Source organism: Aliidiomarina soli (genome assembly GCF_003986975.1).
Taxonomy (GTDB): domain Bacteria; phylum Pseudomonadota; class Gammaproteobacteria; order Enterobacterales; family Alteromonadaceae; genus Aliidiomarina; species Aliidiomarina soli.
Window position 1 is genome coordinate 35,947 of the sequence record NZ_PIPO01000003.1, and the last position, 22,281, is coordinate 58,227.

Sequence of the window (22,281 nt, forward strand, 5' to 3'; positions counted from 1 at the left end):
CGTTGAATAGTGTGAAAAAAATATATGTCTGAATTTACTACTTTCTCTGCTCTTGAGTTACCTGAACCGATCCTGCGCGGTATTACCGAGCTAGGTTATGATACGCCAACGCCTATCCAGCAACGTGCCATTGGTCCATTGCTTGAAGGGCGTGACGTGTTAGGTGAAGCGCAAACTGGTACCGGTAAAACGGCAGCCTTTGGTTTGCCTGCACTTGCCAATATCGACACCACAGTTCGTGGCGCACAGCTTCTGGTTGTCGCACCGACTCGTGAGCTGGCGATTCAGGTTGCTGAATCAATCGAGCAAATGGGCAAATTTATGCGTGGCTTAACTGTTGCAACCGTATACGGTGGCGCAGCCTATGGTCCGCAAATTAAACTTCTTAAAGGTGGCGCACAGGTTGTTGTGGGTACCCCGGGCCGTTTGATGGATCACATCAATAAAGGCACCCTGGACCTGAGCAAGCTGAAAATGAGCGTGCTCGATGAAGCCGACGAAATGCTCAACATGGGCTTCGTTGAAGACATCGAGTTCATCATGGAAAGCGTGCCGAAAGATGCACAGCGTGCATTGTTCTCAGCCACCATGCCACAGCAAATCCGTAAAATTGCGCAAAAATTCCTGACGGATTCGGTCCATGTCGCGATCGAAAAAACCCAGGAACACAAAGCGAATATTACCCAGAAAGCCTGGAAAGTGACGGTACTGAACAAGAACACTGCGCTTGAGCGTATTCTTGAAACCACCGATTACAATCTGGCGCTGATCTTTGTGCGTACCCGTCAGGACACTATTACCCTGTCGGATCACCTGCAAAGCAAAGGCTTTAAGGCTGCTGGCCTGAACGGTGACATGAACCAGGCGCAACGCGAGGCCACCGTGTCTCAGTTGAAAGCAGGTACCGTGCGCGTTCTGGTAGCAACCGATGTGGTTGCCCGTGGTCTTGATGTCCCGGGTGTAAGCCATGTTATTAACTATGACCTGCCGAACGACGCAGAGTCTTATGTTCACCGTATCGGTCGTACCGGCCGTGCAGGCCGCTCTGGCGAGGCTATCTTGTTTGCCCGTCCGCGTGAAATGCACCTTTTACGTCGTTATGAGCGCGAAACCAAAGGCACCATCGAAATGATGGAAGTGCCAACAGCGCGCGAAATGACCGCGTACCGTTTAGAAGCCTGTCAGAAGCGTTTAGCTGACGTGGTTGCTAATCAGGACCTGGACACTATGCGTGAACTGGTTGAACAAATGGCCAATGACGGCGGCGTTGACATGAAGGACCTGGCTGCGGCCTTGTTGTTCGAACAACAGCAGACGCGTCCATTGTTCGTTAAAGACGACCCTAAACCTCGTCGCGAAGCGCGTGATACACGTGGCGACCGCAATGACCGTAACCCGCGTCAGAGCAAAGGCCGCAACGAACGCTTCGAGCGTGGTGGTGAGCGCGGTAATAAAAGCCCTCGCGCAGCCGGTGCAGCAGCACGTCCTGGTAAAGGCCGTGATATGAACATCGAGTTTGATACCTATCGCTTAAACGTTGGTAAAGACCACGGTGCTCGCCCAGGCGATATCGTTGGTGCGATTGCTAACGAAGGCAATATGGACAGCCGCATGATTGGTAACATTAAGTTGCACGGTGAGCACAGTTTTGTTGAACTGCCTAAAGGCTTACCAGCCGCTATCGTTGCGAAACTACAACGTGCGCGCATTCGTCAGCAGCCGTCAGGTATGATGAAAGTCTAAGCTAAGGCCCAACGCCCTGGTTTAACGCTAAGAGCCACCTTCGGGTGGCTTTTTTGTGTCTGCTGACAAATAATGAACCTGCCTGACTGGCAGGTGCACTTACAGAGGAAAGGCTGATGAAGCAACAGGGATGTCTGATTGTAATCTGTTTGTGTTGGCTGACCGCCTGCAGCGGCTTAATAGAGCGTCAAATGGCAACGCACACTGGCATGAGGGGCGCGGTTATTACTGATTTTGGTCAAACCGAGCGTCGCTTATGTCTGGACGATGACGTTTGTGTACGGGTAACCGATTGGGGAGACCTTAAACAGATCGAAAATGGCGAGCCCTTAACTGAACTTAAGCTGCGCGCCGATATTTATATGAACGAGGCTAAACTGGAGCTGGACGAAACGTTTGAGTTCTCTGGGTTAACGCCATCTGCACCCTTGCTCGTTATTTTTCCTGGGTATGGCATGCGCGCGGACCATATGGGAATGATGGCGCTGTTTATGCGCTCTCAGGGCGTTCAACCTTTGGTCGTCGCTAGCCCGACCGAGCAAGACCCGTTTAATTTCGGCGTCCAGGGCGCACGCGACTTAGCCGCGATTATTGCCGAGCGCTACACTGACCGAGAGGTGTATCTGTTAGGATTTTCATTGGGGTCGCTGGCGGTTGCGGAGTTTAGCCGCATTCACCAACCTGCTGGCGCTATGGTACTGGCACCATTACTTGATTTCGACGCATCGGCACAACGCCTGATTGCTATGCACCGACGGAGTTCGGTCTTTGCGCGGGTGATCCCCCCGCAGAGCTATGTCGATGGCCTGCAAAAACTGGTTGAAAACAGCCAGGTCGACCCGGCTGCATTGACCTGGGGCTATGCGGTCGAGCATTTGCCGGATAACTCGCTGGTACTGGGCTCCACGCATGACACCTTAAGTCATTTTGCTGAGCTGGAACACGAGGTGAGGGCGCAGGGGCGTGAGTTTACGATGATTGAATTTACGCAAACAGCTTATTTGCACCCGGTTATGGCGATGCCTTTACCTGATATTCAGGCTGCGATTAGAGACTGGCTTAATGCTCAGTCTCAATAATTTGCTCAATGTCATAACCCCATTCGTACGCGCGGGCCAGCGTTTGGTCAATTAGCCAGCGCGGCAGGTGCGGTTGACGCGCAAGCAGCCAAAAATAGTCAGTGTTGTCACCAACAATTACGGCGTACTCATAGTCATCGCCGAGTTCCGCAATGTAATAGCCGCCGCTGAAGGGCCACTGAAAGGTGACCGCAAACGAAGCCGGCATGTCGTCGATTGGTTCTGCTTTGCCAATCACGGAGTTCCATTCTCCTTCTTCGCTGTTGTAGCCCCGATTGGTTACTTCAAAGGTGCCGTCTTCGTTTAACCGATATTCAGCGGTAACGCGCTGCAAGTCCTTCTGGAATCGGTTGGGCATGCGTGCGATTTCATACCAGGTTCCCATATAACGCCCGGCATCGAAGTTTTTAACGGGCTCCGAGACTGGTGTTTTAGCGGCGGTACAGGCACTGAGTAGACCTAAGGTGACAACAGTTAACAGCAGTGTGGAAAAACGCATAGAGGATCCTGAAAGCTTGTTGTTTTAAGTGGCCTTAATATGGCTTGTGAATGACGGAAATACAAGCCATTACAGGCTTAATCAAAGGTTGTCGAGGTCAGCCAGGTAGCGTTCGGCCTGTTTTAGTATAACCTCTCGCTCACTGGCATCACGTTGTTCCCATTGGCGGTAAATCATCCTCATTCGATGGTTATGGCGCAGTGTGTCTTTATGTCTTTCAATAAAATGCCAGTACAGCAGGTTAAAGGGGCAGGCGCCTTCGCCGCTGCGCTGACTGACGTTGTAGTGGCAGCTTTTACAGTAATGCCCCATTTTATTGAGGTAGTTGCCACTCGATACATACGGTTTGGTTGCCAGCAGACCACCGTCCGCGAACTGACTCATTCCTCGTGTATTGGGCAATTCGACCCATTCAATGGCATCGATGTAAATCCCTAAATACCAGGCATCCACCTCATCCGGGTGGACACCCGCCAGCAGTGCAAAGTTGCCGGTGACCATCAGACGCTGGATATGATGCGCGTAGGCGTACTCGAGTGACTGTTGAACTGCGTGTTGCATACAGGCCATTTTGGTTCGCCCGTGCCAGTAAAAGTCCGGCAGCTTGCGCTGATGCTGAAGTTTGTTGTGGGTCGCGTAATCAGGCATTTTAGCCCAGTAAATAGCGCGAACATATTCACGCCAGCCAATAATCTGGCGCACGAAGCCTTCAATTTGAGCTAGTGTGATAGCACCGTCACTGTGTTGATAGGCTTCGATGGCCCGTTCTACCACTTCGCGGGGGCTGAGCATCTTGCTATTCAGGCTAAAGGACAAACGGGCGTGGTACAGGCTCCATCCGCGTTCGCTTAATGCGTCCTGAAAGCGCCCGAAATCGGGTAAACAGTGGCGAATGAAAAAGTCGAGTAGCTGACGCGACTGCTGTCGGGTGACGGGCCAGAGGAGCTCCTTTGAAGCGTTGCCCATGGTTTCAATGCCGGCGTCTTCGATCAGTTGCAGTAACCCGGTGACATCATTAGCGAAGGTGAGCGGGGTCGGGATGTCCTGCTTTGCGGGCAGTTTGTTGCGATTTTCATGGTCATAGTTCCACTTGCCGCCAACTGGTTTGTCACCGTCCATCAGGTAGCCGTACTGGCGGCGTATCCGTCGATAGAAGGTTTCCATCAGCAGTGCATTGTCGTTGTCAAAATGCTGCTGCAGCGCGTCGCGCGAGGTAAGAAAGTGCTCGCTATCAACCATGTTCACACTGACCTGAGGCGGTTTGAAACGGAGCAGAAGTTCATCCAGCCGCCATTCGTCAGGCGCCTGATAGCTAAACGACTCAGCCTTGATATGCCCAATAATCATGGTCAGGTTGTCAGTAAGGCTGTGGGTGTTTTGTCGGTTGTCCAAAGCCAGATACAGTATTTCGTGACGGTTACTCAGCGCATTGGCAAATGCGCGCATGGCAGCAAAAAAGGCCAGCAGCTTTTGTTTATGATGGCGCACGTAGTCAGTTTCCTGACGGATTTCCATCATCACATAGAGGGTGTCGTCGCGCTGCTGTTGGAACCAGCTATGACTGACATTCAGTTGATCCCCAAGAATCAGCCGGATTTCCCTATATCGGGTCGTGTTTAGGTCCGTTAACGCGTAAAATAATGCCATTCAATATCACCCGACAGCTTCTGTAGTGCTCACCTGAGTACTTACGTTAGTAAGACACCTATACGCAGTAGCGTCACAAGAGGTTTAATAACACTATGCGCCTGGAAAAATTTGTTTCAGCTTCGACTGGTTTAAGCCGCAAAGAAGCGGGTCGAGCTATTCGCGCCGAAGAAGTATTTATCGATGGGGTTATGTGTAAGAAGGCGGCCACCGCGGTAACCGAGAAGGATTCGGTTAGCTGGCTGGGTCAGCCCCTGCAAATCATTGGGTTGCGCTATTTAATGCTGCATAAGCCAGAAGGGACGGTGTCGTCCACTGAAGATCCGGTTCATCCGTCTGTTTTTATGTTACTTGACGAACCTAAACCGGATGCCATTCACTGTGTCGGCCGTTTAGATGTCGATACCACCGGGCTATTGCTGCTCACCGATGACGGCAAATGGTCGCACCGGATTACGTCTCCCAAAAAGAACTGCGCTAAAACGTATCTGGCGACGCTGGCAGATCCACTGACCGGCGATGATTTCGAGCGAGTACGGAGCGAATTCGCCAACGGCGTCATGTTGCGTGGTGAAGAAACCCCAACGCTAGCGGCGCAACTTGAAGCGATCGACGCTAACCAGTTCCGCCTGACTCTGCATGAAGGGCGTTACCATCAGGTTAAGCGGATGTTCGCTGCGGTGGGAAATAAGGTGGTGGCCCTGCATCGTGAATCCGTCGGAAGCCTGGTCCTCGACTCTGACCTTGCGCCGGGTGAATACCGCCATTTAACACCTGACGAAGTCGCCTCGTTCGACTAGTTGTTCTATGCGTGGGCGGTCTCCCCCGAAAAGCCAGCCATTTATCTCGTTCGCGTCGAGTCAGGGTTGAGCTTTGCCGTAAAGACCCGTTTAATGGGTATCTCTTTTTGCAACACGAGATAGAAGCATGAAACTATTATTTTGCCGCGCTGTTGCCGGGCTGATGCTACTTCAGCTTAGCGCGTTCAGTGCCCTGGCTCACGACAAAGATGACCACCGCCGTACGCTGCAAGCAGAGTCGGTCGTGGTCACTGACCATCGCGCAGAGATCAACGGTGAACGGGTTGACTACAAAGCGTACGCCGGGTTTTTGCCAGTTTGGGATGAAGAAGGCCACCCGATAGCAACGCTGCAGTATACCTATTACGAACGTCAGGGCGTGAGCAATCAGGAGCGCCGCCCATTAATGTTTTCCTTTAATGGCGGGCCGGGTTCGGCATCGGTCTGGATGCATATTGCATACACCGGACCGAAGTCACTGCGGGTCGATGATGAAGGCTTTCCTATCCAGCCTTATGGTGTGAAAGATAACCCCCATTCGGTGTTAGATAGCACAGATATTGTCTTTGTGAATCCGGTCAATACTGGTTACAGCCGTGTGTTGCCAGGGCCTGATGGCGAAATGCCGTCTCGCGAGCAGCAACGGGAGATGTTCTTCGGGGTGAATTCTGATATTGAGTACCTGGCAGAATGGATGAACACCTTCGTCACCCGTTATGAGCGCTGGCGTTCGCCGAAGTTCCTGATTGGCGAAAGCTATGGCACCACCCGTGTAGCGGGTCTCGCCCATGCACTGCAAAACCAGCAATGGATGTATATCAATGGTGTTGTGCTGGTTTCACCAACCGACATGGGTATAGAGCGCAACGGACCGGTCAAAGCCGCCAACCGTCTGCCGTATTTCGCTGCCGCCGCTTGGTATCATGAGCAACTGGACGAGGACCTCCAGTCCGGCGATCTGTACGATCTGTTGCCGGAAGTGGAAGACTTCGCGATTAATACCTATTTGCCTGCGCTGGCGCGTGGTGCATGGTTAGATGAGAGTGAACGTGAAGACGTCGCACGTCAGGTGGCACGTTATTCAGGTCTTTCTGAGCAGAGCGTGCTGCGAAGTAATCTGGATATCGATACTGCATTTTTCTGGAAAGAGCTGCTCCGAGATGAAGGCCTGACCATTGGCCGTCTTGACTCCCGTTATACCGGCATTGATATGAATGATGTCGGTGAACGTCCGGATTTCAACTCTGAACTGACATCATGGTTGCATTCGTTTACCCCGGCGATTAATTATTACCTGCGTGAAGAACTAGGCGTGCGCACGGATATTAAGTACAACATGTTCGGGCCAGTTCATCCATGGGATCGCAGTAATAACAATACCGGCCGTCAGTTACGCCAGGCTATGGCGCAGAACCCGTTTATGAATGTGCTGGTGCAGGCCGGGTATTACGACGGCGCGACCAATTACTTCGATGCGAAATACAGCATGTGGCAACTTGACCCAAGTGGCAAGATGCGCGACCGCCTGTTTTTCGAAGGCTACCGCAGTGGTCATATGATGTATCTGCGTAGCGAAGATTTGCAGTTGTCGAACGAAGATTTGCGCGAGTTTATCCGTCATTCGTTACCGGATGAGGACCAGTCAGCGCGCTATTAAGCAATTGTTTCGTTAGTAAAAACCCCGCAATTTTTTGTGGGGTTTTTTTATTTTGTACTAGGCTTGTTTATGTAGACTGAAGGTAAACTTTATTTCTTAACCACTTTATTTTTTAACCATAAGGGTGACAAGATGCCAGAGTTTAGTGGGTTTTTAGGCCTGATACTTCTTATCTTAGTAATTTATGCCGTTGTGAAAACGGTGCAAAGCGGCGCATCAACAGGCACCAAGGTACTTTGGATTGTGATTTTAATCCTGATCCCATTCATTGGCTTCATTCTGTGGCTATTGCTCGGCCCGAAAGGCGGCGCAAACACGGTATAGCCGTTAGAGTCCGTGATTATTGTCTTAATTCAGAGACTATACAAAGCTCCGGTGATAAAGCTTATCGCCGGAGCTTTTGATTAAGAGCTTACCCCCTACGGTCAAACGAGAAGAGCTGTTTCAGATCGTGTTCTGATTGCTCGATCCAGGCTTGCAGTACGTCGCAGCCAATCACGCTATAGCTGATGCCGTTGCCACCGTATGCCATGGCGAAGTGAATTCTTGGGCCCAGACTGGGATGGGGACCGAAGAAAGGTAAACCGTCTTTAGTTTCCGCAAAGGTTCCGGCCCAGGCAAAAGCCTCACTGAATTCAAGGCGGGGGAACAAGGCCTGTAGCTTATCAGCGAGTTTCTTCGCTTTTTTTGCAACCTTAGTGTCCCGCCGCGCCGGAATATCGATATCATCATCTTCACCGCCAATGATCAGGCGGCCATCGCCGGTCGCACGCATATATAGGTATGGGCGGGCAGATTCCCAGATCATGGTGTCCGCCAGCGGGCCCAGAGCAGCTTTCGATATAGGATCGGTTACAAAGGCATAGCTGCTTCGGTTGTCCGCTATTTTTTCCGTAAGGTATTGTTGAGACTCATACCCCGACGCAATGATCAGGTGGTCGGCATCGATACGGTGCCCGCCTTTGGTCAGGATACTTACCCCGGATGCATCAGCATCAAAGGTCGCAATTTCAGTACGTTCGTAAACCTTGCCGCCGCGTTTAAGAACTCGCTGATGCAATTTATGCGCAGTTCTGTATGGGTCGATACGGGCGGCCAGTGGGGTCAGAATAGCCGCTGGCGCATCGATGCCGTAAGCGCGCTGCAGCTCATCGTGCTCTAACCATTTGGCATCGAAGCCGTGCTTGCGGCGCAGCTGATATTCCTCGTGCATGCCTTCAACGTCCTTGTCCCGGCTGGCGAAATAGAGGCTATCCTGCATTGCAAAGTCGAGATCGGAGAAGGAGCGGGTTCTGCGCCGTAATGTGGTAATTGCATCGGCACAGCCCTGGTAAGCAAGATAGGCTGAGTGTTCACCGAAGTCCTTGGCCAGATCACACATATGGACGTCGATTTCATATTGCAGCAAAGCGGTGCTCGCCGCGCTGCTACCCCAGCCAATCTCTCGCCGGTCAGCCACTGCTACCTGATACCCTTGCTCGCTAAAATGGTCAGCCAGCAGTGCGCCGGTAATTCCCCCGCCCATAATGACAATCTGGGTCTTCAGATTCTCCTGCAACGTTGGGTACTGATGCATCAAACCATTCTTTATCGCCCAAAAGGGCAGGCCGCTTTTTAAGTCCATACTCGTCATCCGCTAGCTGATCATAGCTAGAGTGTAGTTGAACTTGAGCGGCCACTGGGTTCCTGATACTTTGTTTTAAAATTGTTACTAATAATTTTATGGGAAAGATATGAGTCGACATATCAAAAGGATGTGCTTTTCTTTAGTTTTTATCTTGGCTGGATGCAACTCGTCAGAAAACGATGAAATTGATAATGCTCAGGTTTATCAAGTCGAGGTTGCTGCAAAGCCGACTTATGCAGAGCCGGGTACGATGCATGTGAATACGCTGTATGTAATAGCGACGGGGCTGGATGGGCCTGACGTTCGGGCCGGTGCAATTACTGGGTTTAACCATAGGTTTGGCTCGTCTTATCGACTGGAAATCAGACGTTATCCGTCTACGTCGTCGAATGAAGCCGACTATGTACATGAATTAGTTCAGGTGCTGGAGGAAAACGAAGACCCTGCCGGAACTGTGTACGAGTATCCGCAAGTGACCCTGGTTGACGAACCCGTTTACGTTAATAGTCAGGGGAGCTATATGATGGGACCATATCCATTCTTGTGTGGTGAAGGAGTGGACTGCGATACGCTAGTGGAAATGAACCAAAGTGGTGGTGTTGTTCGGATCGAGCTTACCTTAACAGGGGGTGACATCCCGGTCACCCTTACTGATTGGGATTGACTGCCTGTTAGCAGGCGCGGTCAAAACCATGGTAATGGGCCTGAGCCACATCCGGATGCGAGCGTAGGCGGCCTTTGAGAACGTTGTCGCCAACCTGATAGAACAGCGGGTTTTGCGGATCGGCAGATGGGCCCAGGGCATCTTTCTTGAGGTGCTCTGGCAGGTTTAGCAATGGCACTTCGCTATCCAGTTTAGCCGCCATAAAGAAGGCGCAGGAATAGCGCACCTGATCGGCGGCCGGGCTTTGTACTCTATGGTAAGTCGCGCGCAGGTAGCCATCTGAAGCCAGCTCGAGCAGTTCACCGATGTTGATCACGACAGCACCTTCAAGCGGCGGTACGCTGACCCAGCCTTCGTCGTCTTTTAGTACTTCAAGGCCTGACTGCTGGTCCTGAGTGACTATGGTCAGGTAGCCCGGATCTTTATGCGCACCAACCCCCTGACGCTCGCCAGTAGCGGCACTACCAGGGTAGCGAATCAGCTTCATGTGGGTGTAGGGCGGGGTAATCCCCTCGTCAAAGGTGGTTGCTGGCTGCTCTAACACTTCGGCGAATGCGCGTAACAGCGCAGTGCTCACGTCAGACAGGGCCTGCTGATAACCGAGAAGGGTTTGCTTCATCTCAGGTAACGCCTGGGGCCACTGGTTAGGGCCGATCAGTTTCCACCATTGCGGTTCGTTATCTGCGACCTTCACCGCCTGATCCTCGCCCATGATATCGAATTGCTCACGTAAATCTGGTTTGCCCTGAGTTAACTCGCCCTGCAGACGGGTATAACCACGAAAATGGGCGCTGTTTTTCATCTCTACACTCAACTTTTCAGCGTCGGGCAGGGCAAAAAACTGTTTGCCTAATGACATAACCTCGTCTTGCAGACAACAAAGCTGATGACCTTTGACATAGAAAAAGCCAACGGTGCGGGCAGCTTCAGCAAGCTCGGATAAAAAGGCTTGCTTTTGCTCACCACCCGCGTGTAAATCACGAAGATCGAGTACGGGTAAAGCGGTCTGTTGCATAATGCGTCGTCCAGGTTATGAATCTGGACTGAGTATAGGGGCTATAAGGTTAAATCCTAAAAACCGAATTGCTATTTGATATATGAAAAGTTGCTAATCACAGCCCGACATCGCCAGGCAGACTGTGATTGGTTAGCCCTGAGTATCCTCTATCGCCTGCTCGATAAGCGCAGGCGCTTGCTGCATGCGTTCATCGTCGGCAGCCAGCTGAGCGGCTTCGTTCGCGGCGGAGCGGGCAGCATTGAACTTGGCTTGGCGGACTAACGCCCACGCGAGGTTGAAGTAGGTGGCGGCTTGCTCAGGATTGATCTCGATGGCCTGGTAGTAGTTGAACTCAGCATCACCATAGCGTTGCTGCTGGTAGGCAATGTTGCCTAAGCCGATAAAGCTGGTGGCTTCGCCAGGCCAGGCTTCGGCCGCTGCCTGATACGCTTCGATAGCGACGTCCCAGCGTTGCTGTTGTTCGAGTGGCGCAACCGCTTCGAAATAACGCAATGGCTCGGCACTTTCGGGCAATACGCCTGGTTCAGTCACCACCAAAGCCCAGTAATCGGCCATTTTCCAGGTTCGTTCGAAGCGCCGCAACGACATGATCTCACGTTCGGTAGTACCGGAGCGCAAGACGACTTGCTGGTCCTCAGGGTCGTAGCCAATAACAACTGCGTAATGCCACATCGGCCAGCGAGGTAAGCCCAGATTTTGTAATACCAGAACCGGGTTACCCGCATAAACTTCGGTCATTAATGCGTCCAGGGTGGGAGCCATAACATACGGAACACGGCTGGCGCGGCGGGTCGCACCCAACAACTCCATTTGCAGGCTTCCCTGACGCTCAGGCAGATAGACCTGATCCGCCAGACGCTCCGGCGTTGCGTCGTCGACACCGCTGACCTGCAATATGGTCGCTAAGGCAGCAGGGCCGCACTGATACGCCTCTTGCGGATGGAAGGGGGTATCGAGAAGTTCGACCGGAGTGGTGTACTGATTGCTTTCAACCAATTCGTCATACTGCAACGGCCCGGCGGCGCATGCACTTAATAATAAAGCCCCGAAAAGCACCAGCAGGCGCATCGGGGCTCTAACAGCAAAGTTGCGAAACATTAGCGAATAAGAATCCAAATAATAAAGAGTAGAAGAATAACGGTTACTGCACTTGCACCTGCTGGCAGCTCTTCCATGTCAGCAGTTAATTCCATAATCTCTGCGTCGGTCATGGAATCAATACGGGCCAAGGCTTCTTGTGGGTCAACCCCGTAGCGTACCAGTTGTTCCTGAATATCAGCACGCTCCAGCTGCTCGGTTAACTGGGTTTTGTTGATTCCCGCACGCTGTTCAGTAACGATTTCCTGAGTACTGACAATGTCCGCATGAGCGGGCGCGGTGAAGGCGGTATTAAAAACTAATGAGCCGAAGAAAAAAGTCGTGCCATATATCAGTGATTTTTTCATCTGAAATCTCCTTGTTATTGGTCAGCTCTAAATCTAGACCATAATCTCAGTTTTGTCGCCCGCACCATCTTAACTTTCTATCGCTAGGTTTCTGATTAAATTATAAAAAGGGGCCCGAGGGCCCCATGTACTATAGGTCGCTGGTGCGACGTTTGCGCTTCTTCTCGCTGCGTTTTTCCTTTAGCGTTTTAGCTGGCTTTTTCTTCGCTTTTTCTTTACTCATTGATATCTCTCACAATCAGTGATTTCAATTTATTGTCGCTGCTCGACAATAACCCCATTGACGTAAACCTAATGACTTCAAGGCGGCACCCTCCTTACTTGAATGAGCTGAAACCGACTAACTGTCTCCCCGGCGCTGAGAAACGTCGGTAATCATCCAGCGCGACTTACCTTCTGCACAGTCTATGGAGGCGGTATTACCGGGGCGTAAACCGATGAGTGCAGAACCCAGTGGTGATAAAAACGAGATACGTCCCTGCGAAGGTTGACTCAGACTCGGCTCCACAAGTTGAATTTCAAGCTGCTCAACCCAGTCTAATCGAGTCAGGGTAAGGTAACTTCCAACTCCGGCCCGGCGTTCAAGGCGGGCGTTGGACGAATTGCTTTGTTCCAGCCGGTTCAGCAAACTGGCCAACGCAACTGGGTCAAGCAACACCTGCTGACTGTTTTCGCTGAACATAGGGTGACGGGGGCAAATTGAGGTTTTGCAATACCTGAACATACGAGCAAGCACGGTATTTCTCCAACCGAACTAACAGTTTTAATCAAGGTGAAAGGTAATAAACGGCAAGCGCCTAAGGACGCCGGATGCAAGGCTGCATCCGGCTTAATTTGGGAAGGTGAGGGCGGTACTCAAAATGGAATAATCGTACTCAAACATAGAATCCTCGCGTAGTGAGGCCATCATAGCCTCAATAATAATAAAGGCAAGCCTGTCTGAGCTTAGAGTGCATTGACGTCGCGGAAGTAGCGGGAATTCGATAGAATGGCAGCTATTTCAGCTTATTTGCAGGAGTCTATGCACTCATGATCACCCTGACTAAAAGTAAACAACAGCTCATGCGGGGCATGGGGATGACAATTATCGTTGTTGCCGCCCTGGCTTTTTTTATTCTTTCTGACTACCGTGAAACCGGTACTCTTGAGGGTTTCGGCTGGATTGGTTTAGCCGCGATCCTGGCCGGACTGGTGGCAATCGTCCAGCAGTATTATTACTTTAACCGTGAGCCTAAAGTTATTCAGTTAGACCTGGATAGCCGACACGTCATAAACGCTGACACTGGTAAAGTGCTGGCCGATTTTGACAAGGTGACGTTTTTTGCTTTAAGCGCCAATAAAACCAATGCGCTAATCGAGTGTTTTAAGGGTGACAAAATGGTCATGCGCCTCAAGCGTCATTACCAGCTAAACCTGCGTATCGCCGATATTCTCGCTAAACACAGTAACGTCGAAGGTGTCGAGCTTAAACACATTGGCCTCACACGCTAACGCTGATTGAGTAACTGAAGGAAAACAAAAGGAGTTTGTATGCGTTATTTAGGTTCATGTATAGGGATGATTCTCGTGATTCAATTCACGGTTTGGGCTACCAGCGCACAAGCCGAAGTCTTTGAGGAAGGAGTTCATTATCAGGAACTGCCAGGTGAGCGTTCTGATACCGCCCAAATTATCGAGTTCTTTTCTTTGTACTGTGGGAGTTGTTACCAGTACCAGCCGTTTACTGCGATGATTAAAGATAAATGGCCGGGAATTTTAACTCAGCAGCACGTAAGCAGCCTGACGCCTTCGGGGTTTGAGCGTTCTGTTCAGGAGGCCTGGGCTGCAGCACGACTGCTTGAGGTCGAGCAGTCTTTTGCTGAAAGGGTATTTGATCTGAATTTTGTTCAGCGTCGTCAAGTTGCCGATCAGGAACAGATTTATCAGGTATTTAATAGCCTTGGCATTGAACGGGAGCGTGTAGAGCAAATTCTGTCGAGCTTCCAGGTGCGTAGTCTGGTCAGACAAATGCAACTTCAGGAAGAACGTTTCGGCGTGAGGGGTACCCCGACATTTATCGTCAATCAAAAATACATGATGGATTATCGGGGGTTTCGCGATAGTGAGGATTTCTTCGCGGATTACCTGGCACTGGCAGAATACCTGCTGAATAAATAAAACGTTTTTGGCGATGACGCCGTGAGCAAAAAAATACCCCCATCACTATTTGGTGATGAGGGTATTGTTAACCGGTCTTCGGCTCGGTCAATTGGCCTGTATAACTACGTTGTTAACGCACCGCGCGCACGTTCTGGCTGACGTCGCGGCTAATCAACTTGACGAAGGGATCGACTCCGGCAAACGCAGGGCGCTCGTCGAGCTCGATCAGGATCTGGTTTTCACCGCGAGAGATTTGGTGCTTCTGTAAATACAGAACATCATCCGCGTCGTTGATTTGATCCGGGTGCGTGCGCAGTGCTCCAATGTCGAAGCTCTGAGTGAAATCTACGGCCTCTTCCTGCCCCATGGAATCCGCTTCCAGTTTTTGTGCATCAATAGTCAGGCTAAGTTGCCAGCGGCCGTTGTCGAGTTCGGTCAGTTCAGCGCCCGTGGTTTGCAGATCAAAGAGTACGATGCGCTCAAACATATCGGTGATCAGCACCTGTTGTTCGTCCGTAGCCTGTTCACGTAGCAAACGGATCAGATCCCGCGTATTCGGGTACGGCTGGTGCTCGTACTGGAACTCATCAATCAGGTTACGCAGCGCGGTATTGACCGCTTCTTCACCAAGGTAGTCGCGTAGTGCATACATGACCAATGAACCTTTCTGGTAATAAATGTAAGCCTGGCTTTCTACCTGATACAGCGGCGACTCTCCGATCACATCAAAGCTTCGTGCTGACAGGTAACGGTCAAGCTCACGTTTGAGGAAGCGACGCATCGCCTCTTTACCATAGGTACGTTCCATCACCATTAAGGCGCCGTACTGAGATAAGGTTTCACTTAAAACCTGACCGCCTTGCACGTTCCCCGGGGTGATTTGGTGGGCAAACCACTGGTGGGCAACTTCGTGGGCGGTCACGTAATAGGCGAAATCAATACTCTCTTCGTCCCGCAGATCGAGGGCGAAGCCCATATTTTCCGAAAACGGCACTGTGTTGGGGAACGCCTGAGCAAAACTACGATACGGGAACTCAATGATCCGCAACTGACGATGCTGATAAGGACTGAAGTTGGCGCTGAAGTAATCCAGCGAGTCCTTCACCCCGTCAATCATACGGGGCACATTCATGCCATGACGGGCATGGTGATACACGCTAATGGCAACGCCATTATGCTCGTCCTCAGTGATCTCCAGATCCGCAGACATCAGGTTAAAGAAGTTGAGGATTGGCGCGTCCATCGCATAGCGGAAATATGCCCGTTCACCGTCGTCCCATTGCTCGGTTAAGTACCCCGGTGCAATCGCAGTCTGACCTAGATCTGTAGAGACCAGCACATTGAAATCAATGTAATGGGTATGTCCGGTAAAGGCATTGATTCTGTTTTGCGCTTCATCGTCCAGGTCGGGGAGCGGATGACGGGCAGGCAGATCCCGTTTTCGTCGTTCGTGGCGGTCCTGCAGCTCGGCACTGGCCTGATAACCCAACGCTGGGAGCAGCTGGTAGTTATTAATAAAGGTGCCGTTGTGCAGCAGACTAAGGTCATTGCCACTGTCGACAAAGCCCTGGTTGGTGCGTTCGACTCTGAAACTCATCCGGGTTTGGTCGCCAGGGGCAAGTGGTGTGTCGAACTCCACCCATTGACTGTTAAACCGCGGATCCAGGTTGCCGACCTGAGCCCCGTCAACCTGTATTTCAGCGTTGCTGGCACGCGAACCATGCTGTGGAAGTTGCACTAAAAGACGTTCGATGGGCTCCTCAGTCTGGTTCTGCAGACTGTATTCACCAACTGCAACCGCGCTTCGCTGCTGTGGATAGAGTTCTACTTCAAGCTCCACTGCAGTGATCGAAGGCACTGCCATGTCATGGTAAGGGCGAAGCTCCTTTTCGTATTCAGCGCTTCGATCCATGCGCTGTTTCGATGGGGTGAACTCGTTGAGAACCCGGGTGTTGTGCACAATCACTGTGCCTGCAATAACGAACGCCAGCAAGCCAGCACTGACCATAGCGCCACCAGACCAGCCCAGTTTACTTAACAGTCGTTGGCTGCGGTCTCTCAGGCTGGCCTCGGACCCGCGTCGCCATAAGGTGTAGGCGAGGACGGCAAGCACCAGTGTTAACCCACCCCAGTAGAGCATGTACCAAAGTTGCGGCGTAAGGTAATGGCCATAGCCATTAATATCACTGTACATGTGTCCCGGTGATGCGGAGAAGGAATACATATTGTGCTCTAAGCCGATTGAACTCAGGGTCATCTGCACAATGATGAACACCACCATAATGCCGATACCGGCAAACTTGTTCGGGCTCAGTACCTGGACAAAAATAGCCAGCACTGCGGTCATCAGCATTGGTAACACGTACCACAGACCTAAACGCAACGCATACTGACCCAGCTCGAGATAGGCCATGCCTTTACTCAGCTGATACAACACAGTGACCACTACGGCTGCAAGACACAAACCTACCAGCACCACCAAAAGACCGGCGAGTTTGGAGAGGAAAAACACCGAACTATGGGCCGGAGTGGCATCGACAATATCGCCCATCCCACTCTGGCGCTCGCGCCAGACACTTTCAGCACTGTAGTAAATCACCACAACCAGAGCGAGCAGTGAGGTTGCATTCATCACCTCATCCACCATCAGTCGGGTAAACGGCCAGCTCGCGGTGCCATAGGCTGTGTTGGCTTCCAACAGTAATGCAGCCCCCAGCATGATCATAGTGATCAACAGCAAAATGATAAAAGGTGCACTTTTGGCGATTTGACTGACTTCAAAGCGAGTCTGTCGCATCAGCTGTGGCCACCAGCTGGTAAAACCGCGCTGTTGCTGCACCTGCGGGAGATCCAGTTGGACCGCGGCAGAGACACCACTGAATGAAGCTGCAGAGACGGTATTTTGTTGTAACTGCTTTTGTCGTTTGCGTGCGCTGCGGCCAGTAAGTGGCCGGCGAGGATCAAGGGTAAATTGGCAGACGCCAATGATGAGTGCAGCCAGGCCGAGCCAAAGCAGGCGGTTGTAGAGTAAGACGCCGTCGAAGCTAACAATCTCGGTATTGCGCTCAATCGCAGTCCAGTAACGGGTCAGTTCCATATAGGCCGAGCTGGCAAAGGGATCGACCAAGGCAGCAATAGTCCGGTGCTCGGGCTCACTGAGTAGTCCACCGGATATCAAATAGAGCACAAAAAAGGCGACTACGCCGAGATACATGCCCATCATTGAACGACTAAACATCGCCAATGCGTAAAATAAAACCGCGCAAAAGAGCAGGCTAGGGGCGACCAGCACCACAACCGGCCACACGTAATAGGCGATAACGGTTGGACCGAAGCGCTCCGCATCGACCCACGGCATTAAACTGCCTAGCAGCAAACCCAGAGGAATGGCACAGAACACCAGCATGGTGATCAGATATGCGCCAGTTAGCCGGCCCCATAAATAGGCCCCACGAGGCACTGGGGTGGCCAGAATAATACCGTCCATACGGCAGCTGACATCACGGGTGGCGGTGTTACCAACAAAGTTTGCCACCACAAACATGCCAAACAGGCTGAATACCACCATGGCGATGGCCAGGAACCATGGCCCGTTTTGCAGGATATTCGGTCCGCCGACGGCAATTTGTACATTATCGATAGTCATCGCCAGGAAGGCGAGCAGAAAGAATAACGCGCTGACGATATAAAATGACGGCAGGCGTCTTAAGTAACTCCATTCAGAAGCAACGAGTTTTAACCACATAGCTGTATCTCCGTATCGGTTAGTGCGCGGTTAAGCAGCGTTGCTCTGAATGTTTGAGTTTTGCTGACGTACACGATGCAAGGTAGCAAAATAAACGTCTTCCAGATCCGGGGCGACAGCTTCGAAGCCTGCACCGGGACTCTCGCTGGCCAGCACGTGAAGCACACTACGTCCGCCCTGCAGACGACTGGAGATGACCGGGAAGTTCTCCATGGTGGTTGCCATGTCGTGCTTATCTACCGTGGTGCGCCAGATTTGTCCGTTTAACTCGTTGGTTAAAACCTGCGGCTCGCCTTCTAACTGAATTCGACCGTCAGCCAGTACCGCCATGCGCGGACAAAGGTCAGCGACGTCCTCAACAATATGGGTCGAGAGAATTACGACTTTATGCTGGCCGATATCAGCCAGCAGGTTATGAAAACGATTACGCTCTTCGGGGTCGAGGCCCGCCGTAGGCTCATCAACAATAATTAACTTAGGGTCACCAATCAGTGCCTGGGCTATACCAAAGCGCTGGCGCATGCCACCAGAGAATGTGGCGACGGCTTTTTTGCGTACCTGATGAAGATTGGTTTGTTCCAGCAAGCGGTCGACCAGCGCTTTGCGTTCTTTATTTTTTGTCACCCCTTTTAATACCGCAATATGATCCAGCAACTGATAGGCGCTGATTCTCGGATAGACGTTAAAGTCCTGTGGCAGGTAGCCCAGGGTGGCACGAATTTGCTGGGGTTGCTCAGCCACATTGATACCATCAAAGACAATCTCGCCGCTGTCAGCGCCCTGTAATGTGGCGATGGTACGCATCAGTGATGACTTACCTGCGCCGTTAGGGCCTAAAAGACCGAACATACCAGCTGGAATATCCAGGCTGACATTGTCCAGTGCCTTGACTTGATTGCCATAGGTTTTTGATAAATTGCGAATGCTGAGCATGAGTGAGTCCCTTTGTTTAAATTATGGTTTTGCTGTTGTGTTAGGGCGAAGCCGAATTTTTAACCAACGGGAACTATGCCTTACTTGGCGTTGAGCAGGGAGAGAAAGTTGTGAAAAAATTGTAACCAGTTGTAAGGGGCAAAGCAAAGAGGGAGGCGGACAAAACTGCCGGGAGCGGTTTTGAACAACGCGTAAGCATTGGCCCGGAGGGTGAAATGCATGGATGCATTTGATAATCGAAGATGACGCCGGGGACACATAAAAGAAAACCCGCCAGAAGGCGGGTTTCTCATAATAATGGTGCCCGGAGGCGGAATCGAACCACCGACACGAGGATTTTCAATCCTCTGCTCTACCGACTGAGCTATCCGGGCATGCCAGGTTTCAAGCCTTAGGGGCTAAAAACGAGGGCGTATTAAACGTTTTTTTACGCCCTCTGTCAAGGCTTGCAACCAGTTACATGGCGCGAATGCCTAGTTAATAGGCAAAACACTTACTCGCGGATTTGCCCGGTGCCAGTAACCACGAATTTCTCGGTGGTTAGCGACTGCAGACCCATAGGGCCGTAGGCATGGAGTTTTGAGGTCGAAATACCGATCTCTGCACCTAAACCTAACTGACCGCCATCTGAGAAGCGTGACGAGGTATTCCACATAGTCACGGCGGAGTCGACGATCTGAATAAAGCGTTTTGCTGTGGCTTCATTTTCGGTACAGATAACGTCGGTATGGCCGCTGGAGAATTCCTGAATATGCTCAATGGCATGGTCAAAGTCGCGCACTTCACGCACTGCGATTTCTAATGCCAGATACTCTTCACCAAAGTCGCTGTCCGCAATCGCTTCTGCACCATCAAAGTACTTGATTGAGTTGTTGCAGGCATGCACTTTTACGTTCTTCTCTGCCAGCGCTTTGGCTGCCATTGGGAAGAACTTGTCAGCCACTGCCGAATGGACCAGCAGGCCTTCAAGAGCATTGCAGACACCAGTGCGCTGGGTTTTGCCGTTAAGCAGTAACGCCAGAGCTTTATCCAGATCCGCATCTTTATCCACGTATAAGTGGCAGACACCTTTATAGTGCTGAATGACCGGGATCTTGGAGTTATCGCTGACATAATGAATCAGGCCTTCGCCGCCACGCGGAATAACCAGATCAATGTAGTCGCTTTGCTGCAGTAGATCGGCCATTAGCTGACGATCCGGGGTCGGCACCACGGTAATCACGTCTTCCGGTAAGCCAGAATCACGCAGTGCTTTATGCATGGCTGCAGCGATAACCTTTGAGCTGCCCAGTGCTTCACGACCACAACGTAGAATGACCGCGTTGCCGGATTTAAAGCATAACGCACCGGCGTCAGCCGTTACATTTGGACGCGCTTCGTAGATCATGCAGATGACACCCAGTGGAATACGCATTTTGTCGATGCGCATACCGTTTGGACGCTCTTCCAGTAAGTAACTTTCACCTACCGGATCGGGCAGGGCGATAAGCTCTTCGAGTGCGGTAGCCATGCCTTCGATGCGTTCATCGTTTAGCTCCAGGCGGTCCATCATTGACTCATCGAGTCCTTTTTCGTGACCAGCCTCCAGGTCCTTTTTATTTTCGGCAAGGATTAGATCTTTGTCCGCGCGGATGGCATCAGCCATACGCTGCAGTACCTGGTTCTTTTCATCAGTGGTCAGGTTAGCCACGGCGCGTGCTGCTTTCGCTGCACGTTGCGCAATTTGTTCTGCTGAAACGTTACTCATGAATGCTTCTCCATTAACATTAGGTCGTCACGGTGAATCACTTCGCTGATTGGGCTGTAACCGTACTGTTCGGCAATTTCCGAGTCGGTTTGGCCTTTAATGTGCATCAGCTCGTGCGCACTGTAGCGGCATATACCTTTCGCGATGGTGTCCGTACTTTCGGCGCTACGCACCAGCACTGCATCACCGCGATCAAAGTTGCCCTGAATATCAACGATATCTGAGCTTAGTAGACAACCACCTTCTACACGAAGGTTTTCTACTGCCGCTGAGTTGATTAACAACTCGCCCTGAGCAACCAGGGTATGGCGCAACCAGTGCTTCTTGTTGGACAATGGATTTTCTTTTGCTTTCAACAAGGTTCCAGGGTTTTCATTGCGTAATAAGGTTTCAAAGGTACTCCCTTTGCGCCCGTTCACAATGTAAGTATCTATACCGTGGGTAGTGGCCTTCTCAGCGGCTTCGATTTTGGTACGCATGCCGCCGGTGCCTACTGCACTGGCGGAACCGCCAGCCAGGGCATAGATACTTTCATCAATTTCTTCGATCACCGGGATCAAAGTTGCATCTTTATGCTTGTTCGGGTCTTTATCGTATACGCCGTTGATATCGGAACAGATAAAATAGGCATCGGCATCAACTACGGTAGCCACCATGGCTGCCAGATTGTCGTTGTCACCGACCTTCAGGTCATCGGTTCCCAGCGCATCGTTTTCGTTGGCAATCGGCAAAATGCCGTGTTCCAGGAGCGTATTAATGGTGTTGCGAACACTGACATAACGCTCGCGTTCACGCAGGTCGTCATGAGTCATCAAAACCTGGGCGCATGGAAAATCAAAAAGGCGCGACCAGCTTTCCATTACATGGTTCTGCCCGACGGCAGCCATGGCTTTCTTTACAATGACGGGAATGGGTTTTTGATCAATATTGAAGTGGTGTCGGCCTGCGGCGACTGAGCCAGAGGATACCAGTACAACTTCTTGCCCGCGCTCACGCGCTTCAATAATAAAACGAGCGATTGCTAAAAGGTATTTTGAACTACAGCCGTTGCCATCTGGCGCAATAAGAGCACTACCGACTTTGATTACTGCTCTTCGCCAGCTTGGGATTTTCATAGAGACTCCCTGTTGGTTTAAGGTGACCGCATGGTACCACAGCTGACCTTAGCTGACCAGCTCGGCATCCACGGAAGTCATTGCTTGTCAATAATTTTTCGACGAATTTAACGTAAATTTGACGAAGTTATACCCAATTTCACTTCGTTTCCGGAGGCGTATAGCCATCGATCTCGATATCTTTGCCTTCAAATAAAAAAGCTTCCATTTCTTTGCTCAGGTAGGCCCTGGCGTCCGCATCCATCATGTTCAGTCGTTTTTCATTAATTAACATAGTTTGCTTGTGCTGCCAGGCGGCCCAGGCCTCTTTAGAGATATGCTGGTAAATTCGTTGTCCAAGCTCACCTGGATACATTTGAAAATCCAGACCTTCAGCATCGCGTTGCAGATACTGGCAAAATACCGTTCGGGTCAAAATGGCGT

General features: G+C 51.3%; 20 protein-coding genes and 1 tRNA gene. 8 read left to right on the plus strand and 13 right to left on the minus strand.

Going from position 1 to position 22,281, the window contains the following annotated elements; genetic code table 11:
* The first annotated feature begins 24 nt into the window (after positions 1–24).
* On the plus strand, positions 25–1,743 hold the full coding sequence (locus CWE14_RS06690) for a DEAD/DEAH box helicase (protein WP_126798690.1): 1,719 nt from the start codon (positions 25–27) through the stop codon (positions 1,741–1,743).
* 116 nt (positions 1,744–1,859) lie between these two features.
* The gene (locus CWE14_RS06695) at positions 1,860–2,822 is read left to right on the plus strand and encodes an alpha/beta hydrolase (RefSeq protein ID WP_126798691.1); all 963 of its coding nucleotides are present in this window, start codon (positions 1,860–1,862) and stop codon (positions 2,820–2,822) included.
* On the opposite strand, the gene CWE14_RS06700 is transcribed toward CWE14_RS06695, so the two are convergent.
* Both CWE14_RS06700 and CWE14_RS06705 read right to left on the minus strand, forming a co-directional pair.
* The gene (locus CWE14_RS06700) at positions 2,803–3,321 is read right to left on the minus strand and encodes a lipocalin family protein (protein ID WP_126798692.1); all 519 of its coding nucleotides are present in this window, start codon (positions 3,319–3,321) and stop codon (positions 2,803–2,805) included. The genes CWE14_RS06695 and CWE14_RS06700 overlap by 20 nt on opposite strands.
* An 81-nt stretch (positions 3,322–3,402) precedes the next feature.
* Positions 3,403–4,968 carry a cryptochrome/photolyase family protein gene (locus CWE14_RS06705; protein WP_126798693.1) on the minus strand — a complete coding sequence of 522 codons (1,566 nt, stop codon included), beginning with the start codon at positions 4,966–4,968 and terminating at the stop codon, positions 3,403–3,405.
* Positions 4,969–5,063: 95 nt separating this feature from the next.
* Between CWE14_RS06705 and rsuA the strand changes: the two genes are divergently transcribed.
* The 3 genes from rsuA (at position 5,064) to CWE14_RS06720 (ending at position 7,749) form a co-directional block, all read left to right on the plus strand.
* A complete protein-coding gene (gene rsuA / locus CWE14_RS06710; protein ID WP_126798694.1) occupies positions 5,064–5,768 on the plus strand; it encodes a 16S rRNA pseudouridine(516) synthase RsuA in 705 nt (234 codons plus the stop codon).
* Between the two features lie 127 nt (positions 5,769–5,895).
* Positions 5,896–7,425, plus strand: a complete 1,530-nt coding sequence (locus tag CWE14_RS06715) for a S10 family peptidase (RefSeq protein ID WP_126798695.1) — start codon at positions 5,896–5,898, stop codon at positions 7,423–7,425.
* 132 nt (positions 7,426–7,557) lie between these two features.
* Entirely contained in the window at positions 7,558–7,749 is a 192-nt protein-coding gene (locus CWE14_RS06720) for a PLD nuclease N-terminal domain-containing protein (protein ID WP_126789941.1), read from the plus strand.
* A gap of 88 nt (positions 7,750–7,837) precedes the next feature.
* Here the strand turns inward: CWE14_RS06720 and CWE14_RS06725 are convergent, their stop codons facing one another.
* Positions 7,838–9,049, minus strand: a complete 1,212-nt coding sequence (locus CWE14_RS06725) for an NAD(P)/FAD-dependent oxidoreductase (RefSeq protein ID WP_126798696.1) — start codon at positions 9,047–9,049, stop codon at positions 7,838–7,840.
* A 154-nt stretch (positions 9,050–9,203) separates the two neighbouring features.
* Between CWE14_RS06725 and CWE14_RS06730 the strand changes: the two genes are divergently transcribed.
* Positions 9,204–9,716, plus strand: a complete 513-nt coding sequence (locus CWE14_RS06730; RefSeq protein WP_126798697.1) for a hypothetical protein — start codon at positions 9,204–9,206, stop codon at positions 9,714–9,716.
* Positions 9,717–9,723: 7 nt separating this feature from the next.
* Here CWE14_RS06730 and CWE14_RS06735 read toward each other — a convergent pair whose 3' ends face one another.
* From CWE14_RS06735 to CWE14_RS06750, 4 genes are all read right to left on the minus strand, one after another.
* Positions 9,724–10,731 (minus strand): isopenicillin N synthase family dioxygenase, encoded by a 1,008-nt coding sequence (locus CWE14_RS06735; RefSeq protein ID WP_126798698.1) that lies wholly within the window; start codon positions 10,729–10,731, stop codon positions 9,724–9,726.
* Between the two features lie 132 nt (positions 10,732–10,863).
* A complete protein-coding gene (locus CWE14_RS06740; RefSeq protein WP_126798699.1) occupies positions 10,864–11,832 on the minus strand; it encodes a PA2778 family cysteine peptidase in 969 nt (322 codons plus the stop codon).
* Positions 11,832–12,179 (minus strand): PA2779 family protein, encoded by a 348-nt coding sequence (locus CWE14_RS06745; RefSeq protein ID WP_126789937.1) that lies wholly within the window; start codon positions 12,177–12,179, stop codon positions 11,832–11,834. The genes CWE14_RS06740 and CWE14_RS06745 overlap by 1 nt, the downstream gene beginning before the upstream one ends.
* 340 nt (positions 12,180–12,519) lie before the next feature.
* Positions 12,520–12,861 (minus strand): GreA/GreB family elongation factor, encoded by a 342-nt coding sequence (locus CWE14_RS06750; protein ID WP_157981786.1) that lies wholly within the window; start codon positions 12,859–12,861, stop codon positions 12,520–12,522.
* Between the two features lie 347 nt (positions 12,862–13,208).
* On the opposite strand from CWE14_RS06750, the gene CWE14_RS06755 reads away from it, so the two are divergent.
* Complete coding sequence (locus tag CWE14_RS06755) at positions 13,209–13,670, plus strand: hypothetical protein (protein ID WP_126798701.1); 462 nt, start codon at positions 13,209–13,211, stop codon at positions 13,668–13,670.
* A gap of 75 nt (positions 13,671–13,745) precedes the next feature.
* Entirely contained in the window at positions 13,746–14,336 is a 591-nt protein-coding gene (locus CWE14_RS06760; RefSeq protein WP_157981787.1) for a thiol:disulfide interchange protein DsbA/DsbL, read from the plus strand.
* Between the two features lie 112 nt (positions 14,337–14,448).
* On the opposite strand, the gene CWE14_RS06765 is transcribed toward CWE14_RS06760, so the two are convergent.
* The 6 genes from CWE14_RS06765 to CWE14_RS06790 all read right to left on the minus strand — a co-directional run bounded on the left by CWE14_RS06765 (position 14,449) and on the right by CWE14_RS06790 (position 22,273).
* Complete coding sequence (locus tag CWE14_RS06765) at positions 14,449–18,063, minus strand: ABC transporter permease/M1 family aminopeptidase (protein WP_126798703.1); 3,615 nt, start codon at positions 18,061–18,063, stop codon at positions 14,449–14,451.
* 30 nt (positions 18,064–18,093) lie between these two features.
* Positions 18,094–18,996: an ABC transporter ATP-binding protein gene (locus CWE14_RS06770; protein WP_126798704.1), complete on the minus strand. Its 903-nt coding sequence runs from the start codon at positions 18,994–18,996 to the stop codon at positions 18,094–18,096.
* 298 nt (positions 18,997–19,294) lie between these two features.
* Positions 19,295–19,370: transfer RNA gene (locus CWE14_RS06775), tRNA-Phe, on the minus strand.
* Between the two features lie 119 nt (positions 19,371–19,489).
* Entirely contained in the window at positions 19,490–20,743 is a 1,254-nt protein-coding gene (locus tag CWE14_RS06780) for a glutamate-5-semialdehyde dehydrogenase (RefSeq protein ID WP_126789932.1), read from the minus strand.
* Positions 20,740–21,858, minus strand: coding sequence for a glutamate 5-kinase (proB, locus tag CWE14_RS06785; RefSeq protein WP_126789931.1), 1,119 nt, complete (start codon positions 21,856–21,858; stop codon positions 20,740–20,742). Before proB ends, CWE14_RS06780 begins: the two co-directional genes overlap by 4 nt.
* 139 nt (positions 21,859–21,997) lie before the next feature.
* On the minus strand, positions 21,998–22,273 hold the full coding sequence (locus CWE14_RS06790; protein ID WP_126798705.1) for an oxidative damage protection protein: 276 nt from the start codon (positions 22,271–22,273) through the stop codon (positions 21,998–22,000).
* Positions 22,274–22,281: the final 8 nt, after the last annotated feature.

Bases quoted from the DNA above. Each gene is read 5' to 3' on its own strand.
- CWE14_RS06690 (WP_126798690.1), top strand. From the start codon at position 25: ATGTCTGAATTTACTACTTTCTCTGCTCTTGAGTTACCTGAACCGATC.
- CWE14_RS06695 (WP_126798691.1), top strand. From the start codon at position 1,860: ATGAAGCAACAGGGATGTCTGATTGTAATCTGTTTGTGTTGGCTGACC.
- CWE14_RS06700 (WP_126798692.1), bottom strand. From the start codon at position 3,321: ATGCGTTTTTCCACACTGCTGTTAACTGTTGTCACCTTAGGTCTACTC.
- CWE14_RS06705 (WP_126798693.1), bottom strand. From the start codon at position 4,968: ATGGCATTATTTTACGCGTTAACGGACCTAAACACGACCCGATATAGG.
- rsuA (WP_126798694.1), top strand. From the start codon at position 5,064: ATGCGCCTGGAAAAATTTGTTTCAGCTTCGACTGGTTTAAGCCGCAAA.
- CWE14_RS06715 (WP_126798695.1), top strand. From the start codon at position 5,896: ATGAAACTATTATTTTGCCGCGCTGTTGCCGGGCTGATGCTACTTCAG.
- CWE14_RS06720 (WP_126789941.1), top strand. From the start codon at position 7,558: ATGCCAGAGTTTAGTGGGTTTTTAGGCCTGATACTTCTTATCTTAGTA.
- CWE14_RS06725 (WP_126798696.1), bottom strand. From the start codon at position 9,049: ATGGACTTAAAAAGCGGCCTGCCCTTTTGGGCGATAAAGAATGGTTTG.
- CWE14_RS06735 (WP_126798698.1), bottom strand. From the start codon at position 10,731: ATGCAACAGACCGCTTTACCCGTACTCGATCTTCGTGATTTACACGCG.
- CWE14_RS06740 (WP_126798699.1), bottom strand. From the start codon at position 11,832: ATGTTTCGCAACTTTGCTGTTAGAGCCCCGATGCGCCTGCTGGTGCTT.
- CWE14_RS06745 (WP_126789937.1), bottom strand. From the start codon at position 12,179: ATGAAAAAATCACTGATATATGGCACGACTTTTTTCTTCGGCTCATTA.
- CWE14_RS06750 (WP_157981786.1), bottom strand. From the start codon at position 12,861: ATGTTCAGCGAAAACAGTCAGCAGGTGTTGCTTGACCCAGTTGCGTTG.
- CWE14_RS06755 (WP_126798701.1), top strand. From the start codon at position 13,209: ATGATCACCCTGACTAAAAGTAAACAACAGCTCATGCGGGGCATGGGG.
- CWE14_RS06765 (WP_126798703.1), bottom strand. From the start codon at position 18,063: ATGTGGTTAAAACTCGTTGCTTCTGAATGGAGTTACTTAAGACGCCTG.
- CWE14_RS06770 (WP_126798704.1), bottom strand. From the start codon at position 18,996: ATGCTCAGCATTCGCAATTTATCAAAAACCTATGGCAATCAAGTCAAG.
- CWE14_RS06780 (WP_126789932.1), bottom strand. From the start codon at position 20,743: ATGAGTAACGTTTCAGCAGAACAAATTGCGCAACGTGCAGCGAAAGCA.
- proB (WP_126789931.1), bottom strand. From the start codon at position 21,858: ATGAAAATCCCAAGCTGGCGAAGAGCAGTAATCAAAGTCGGTAGTGCT.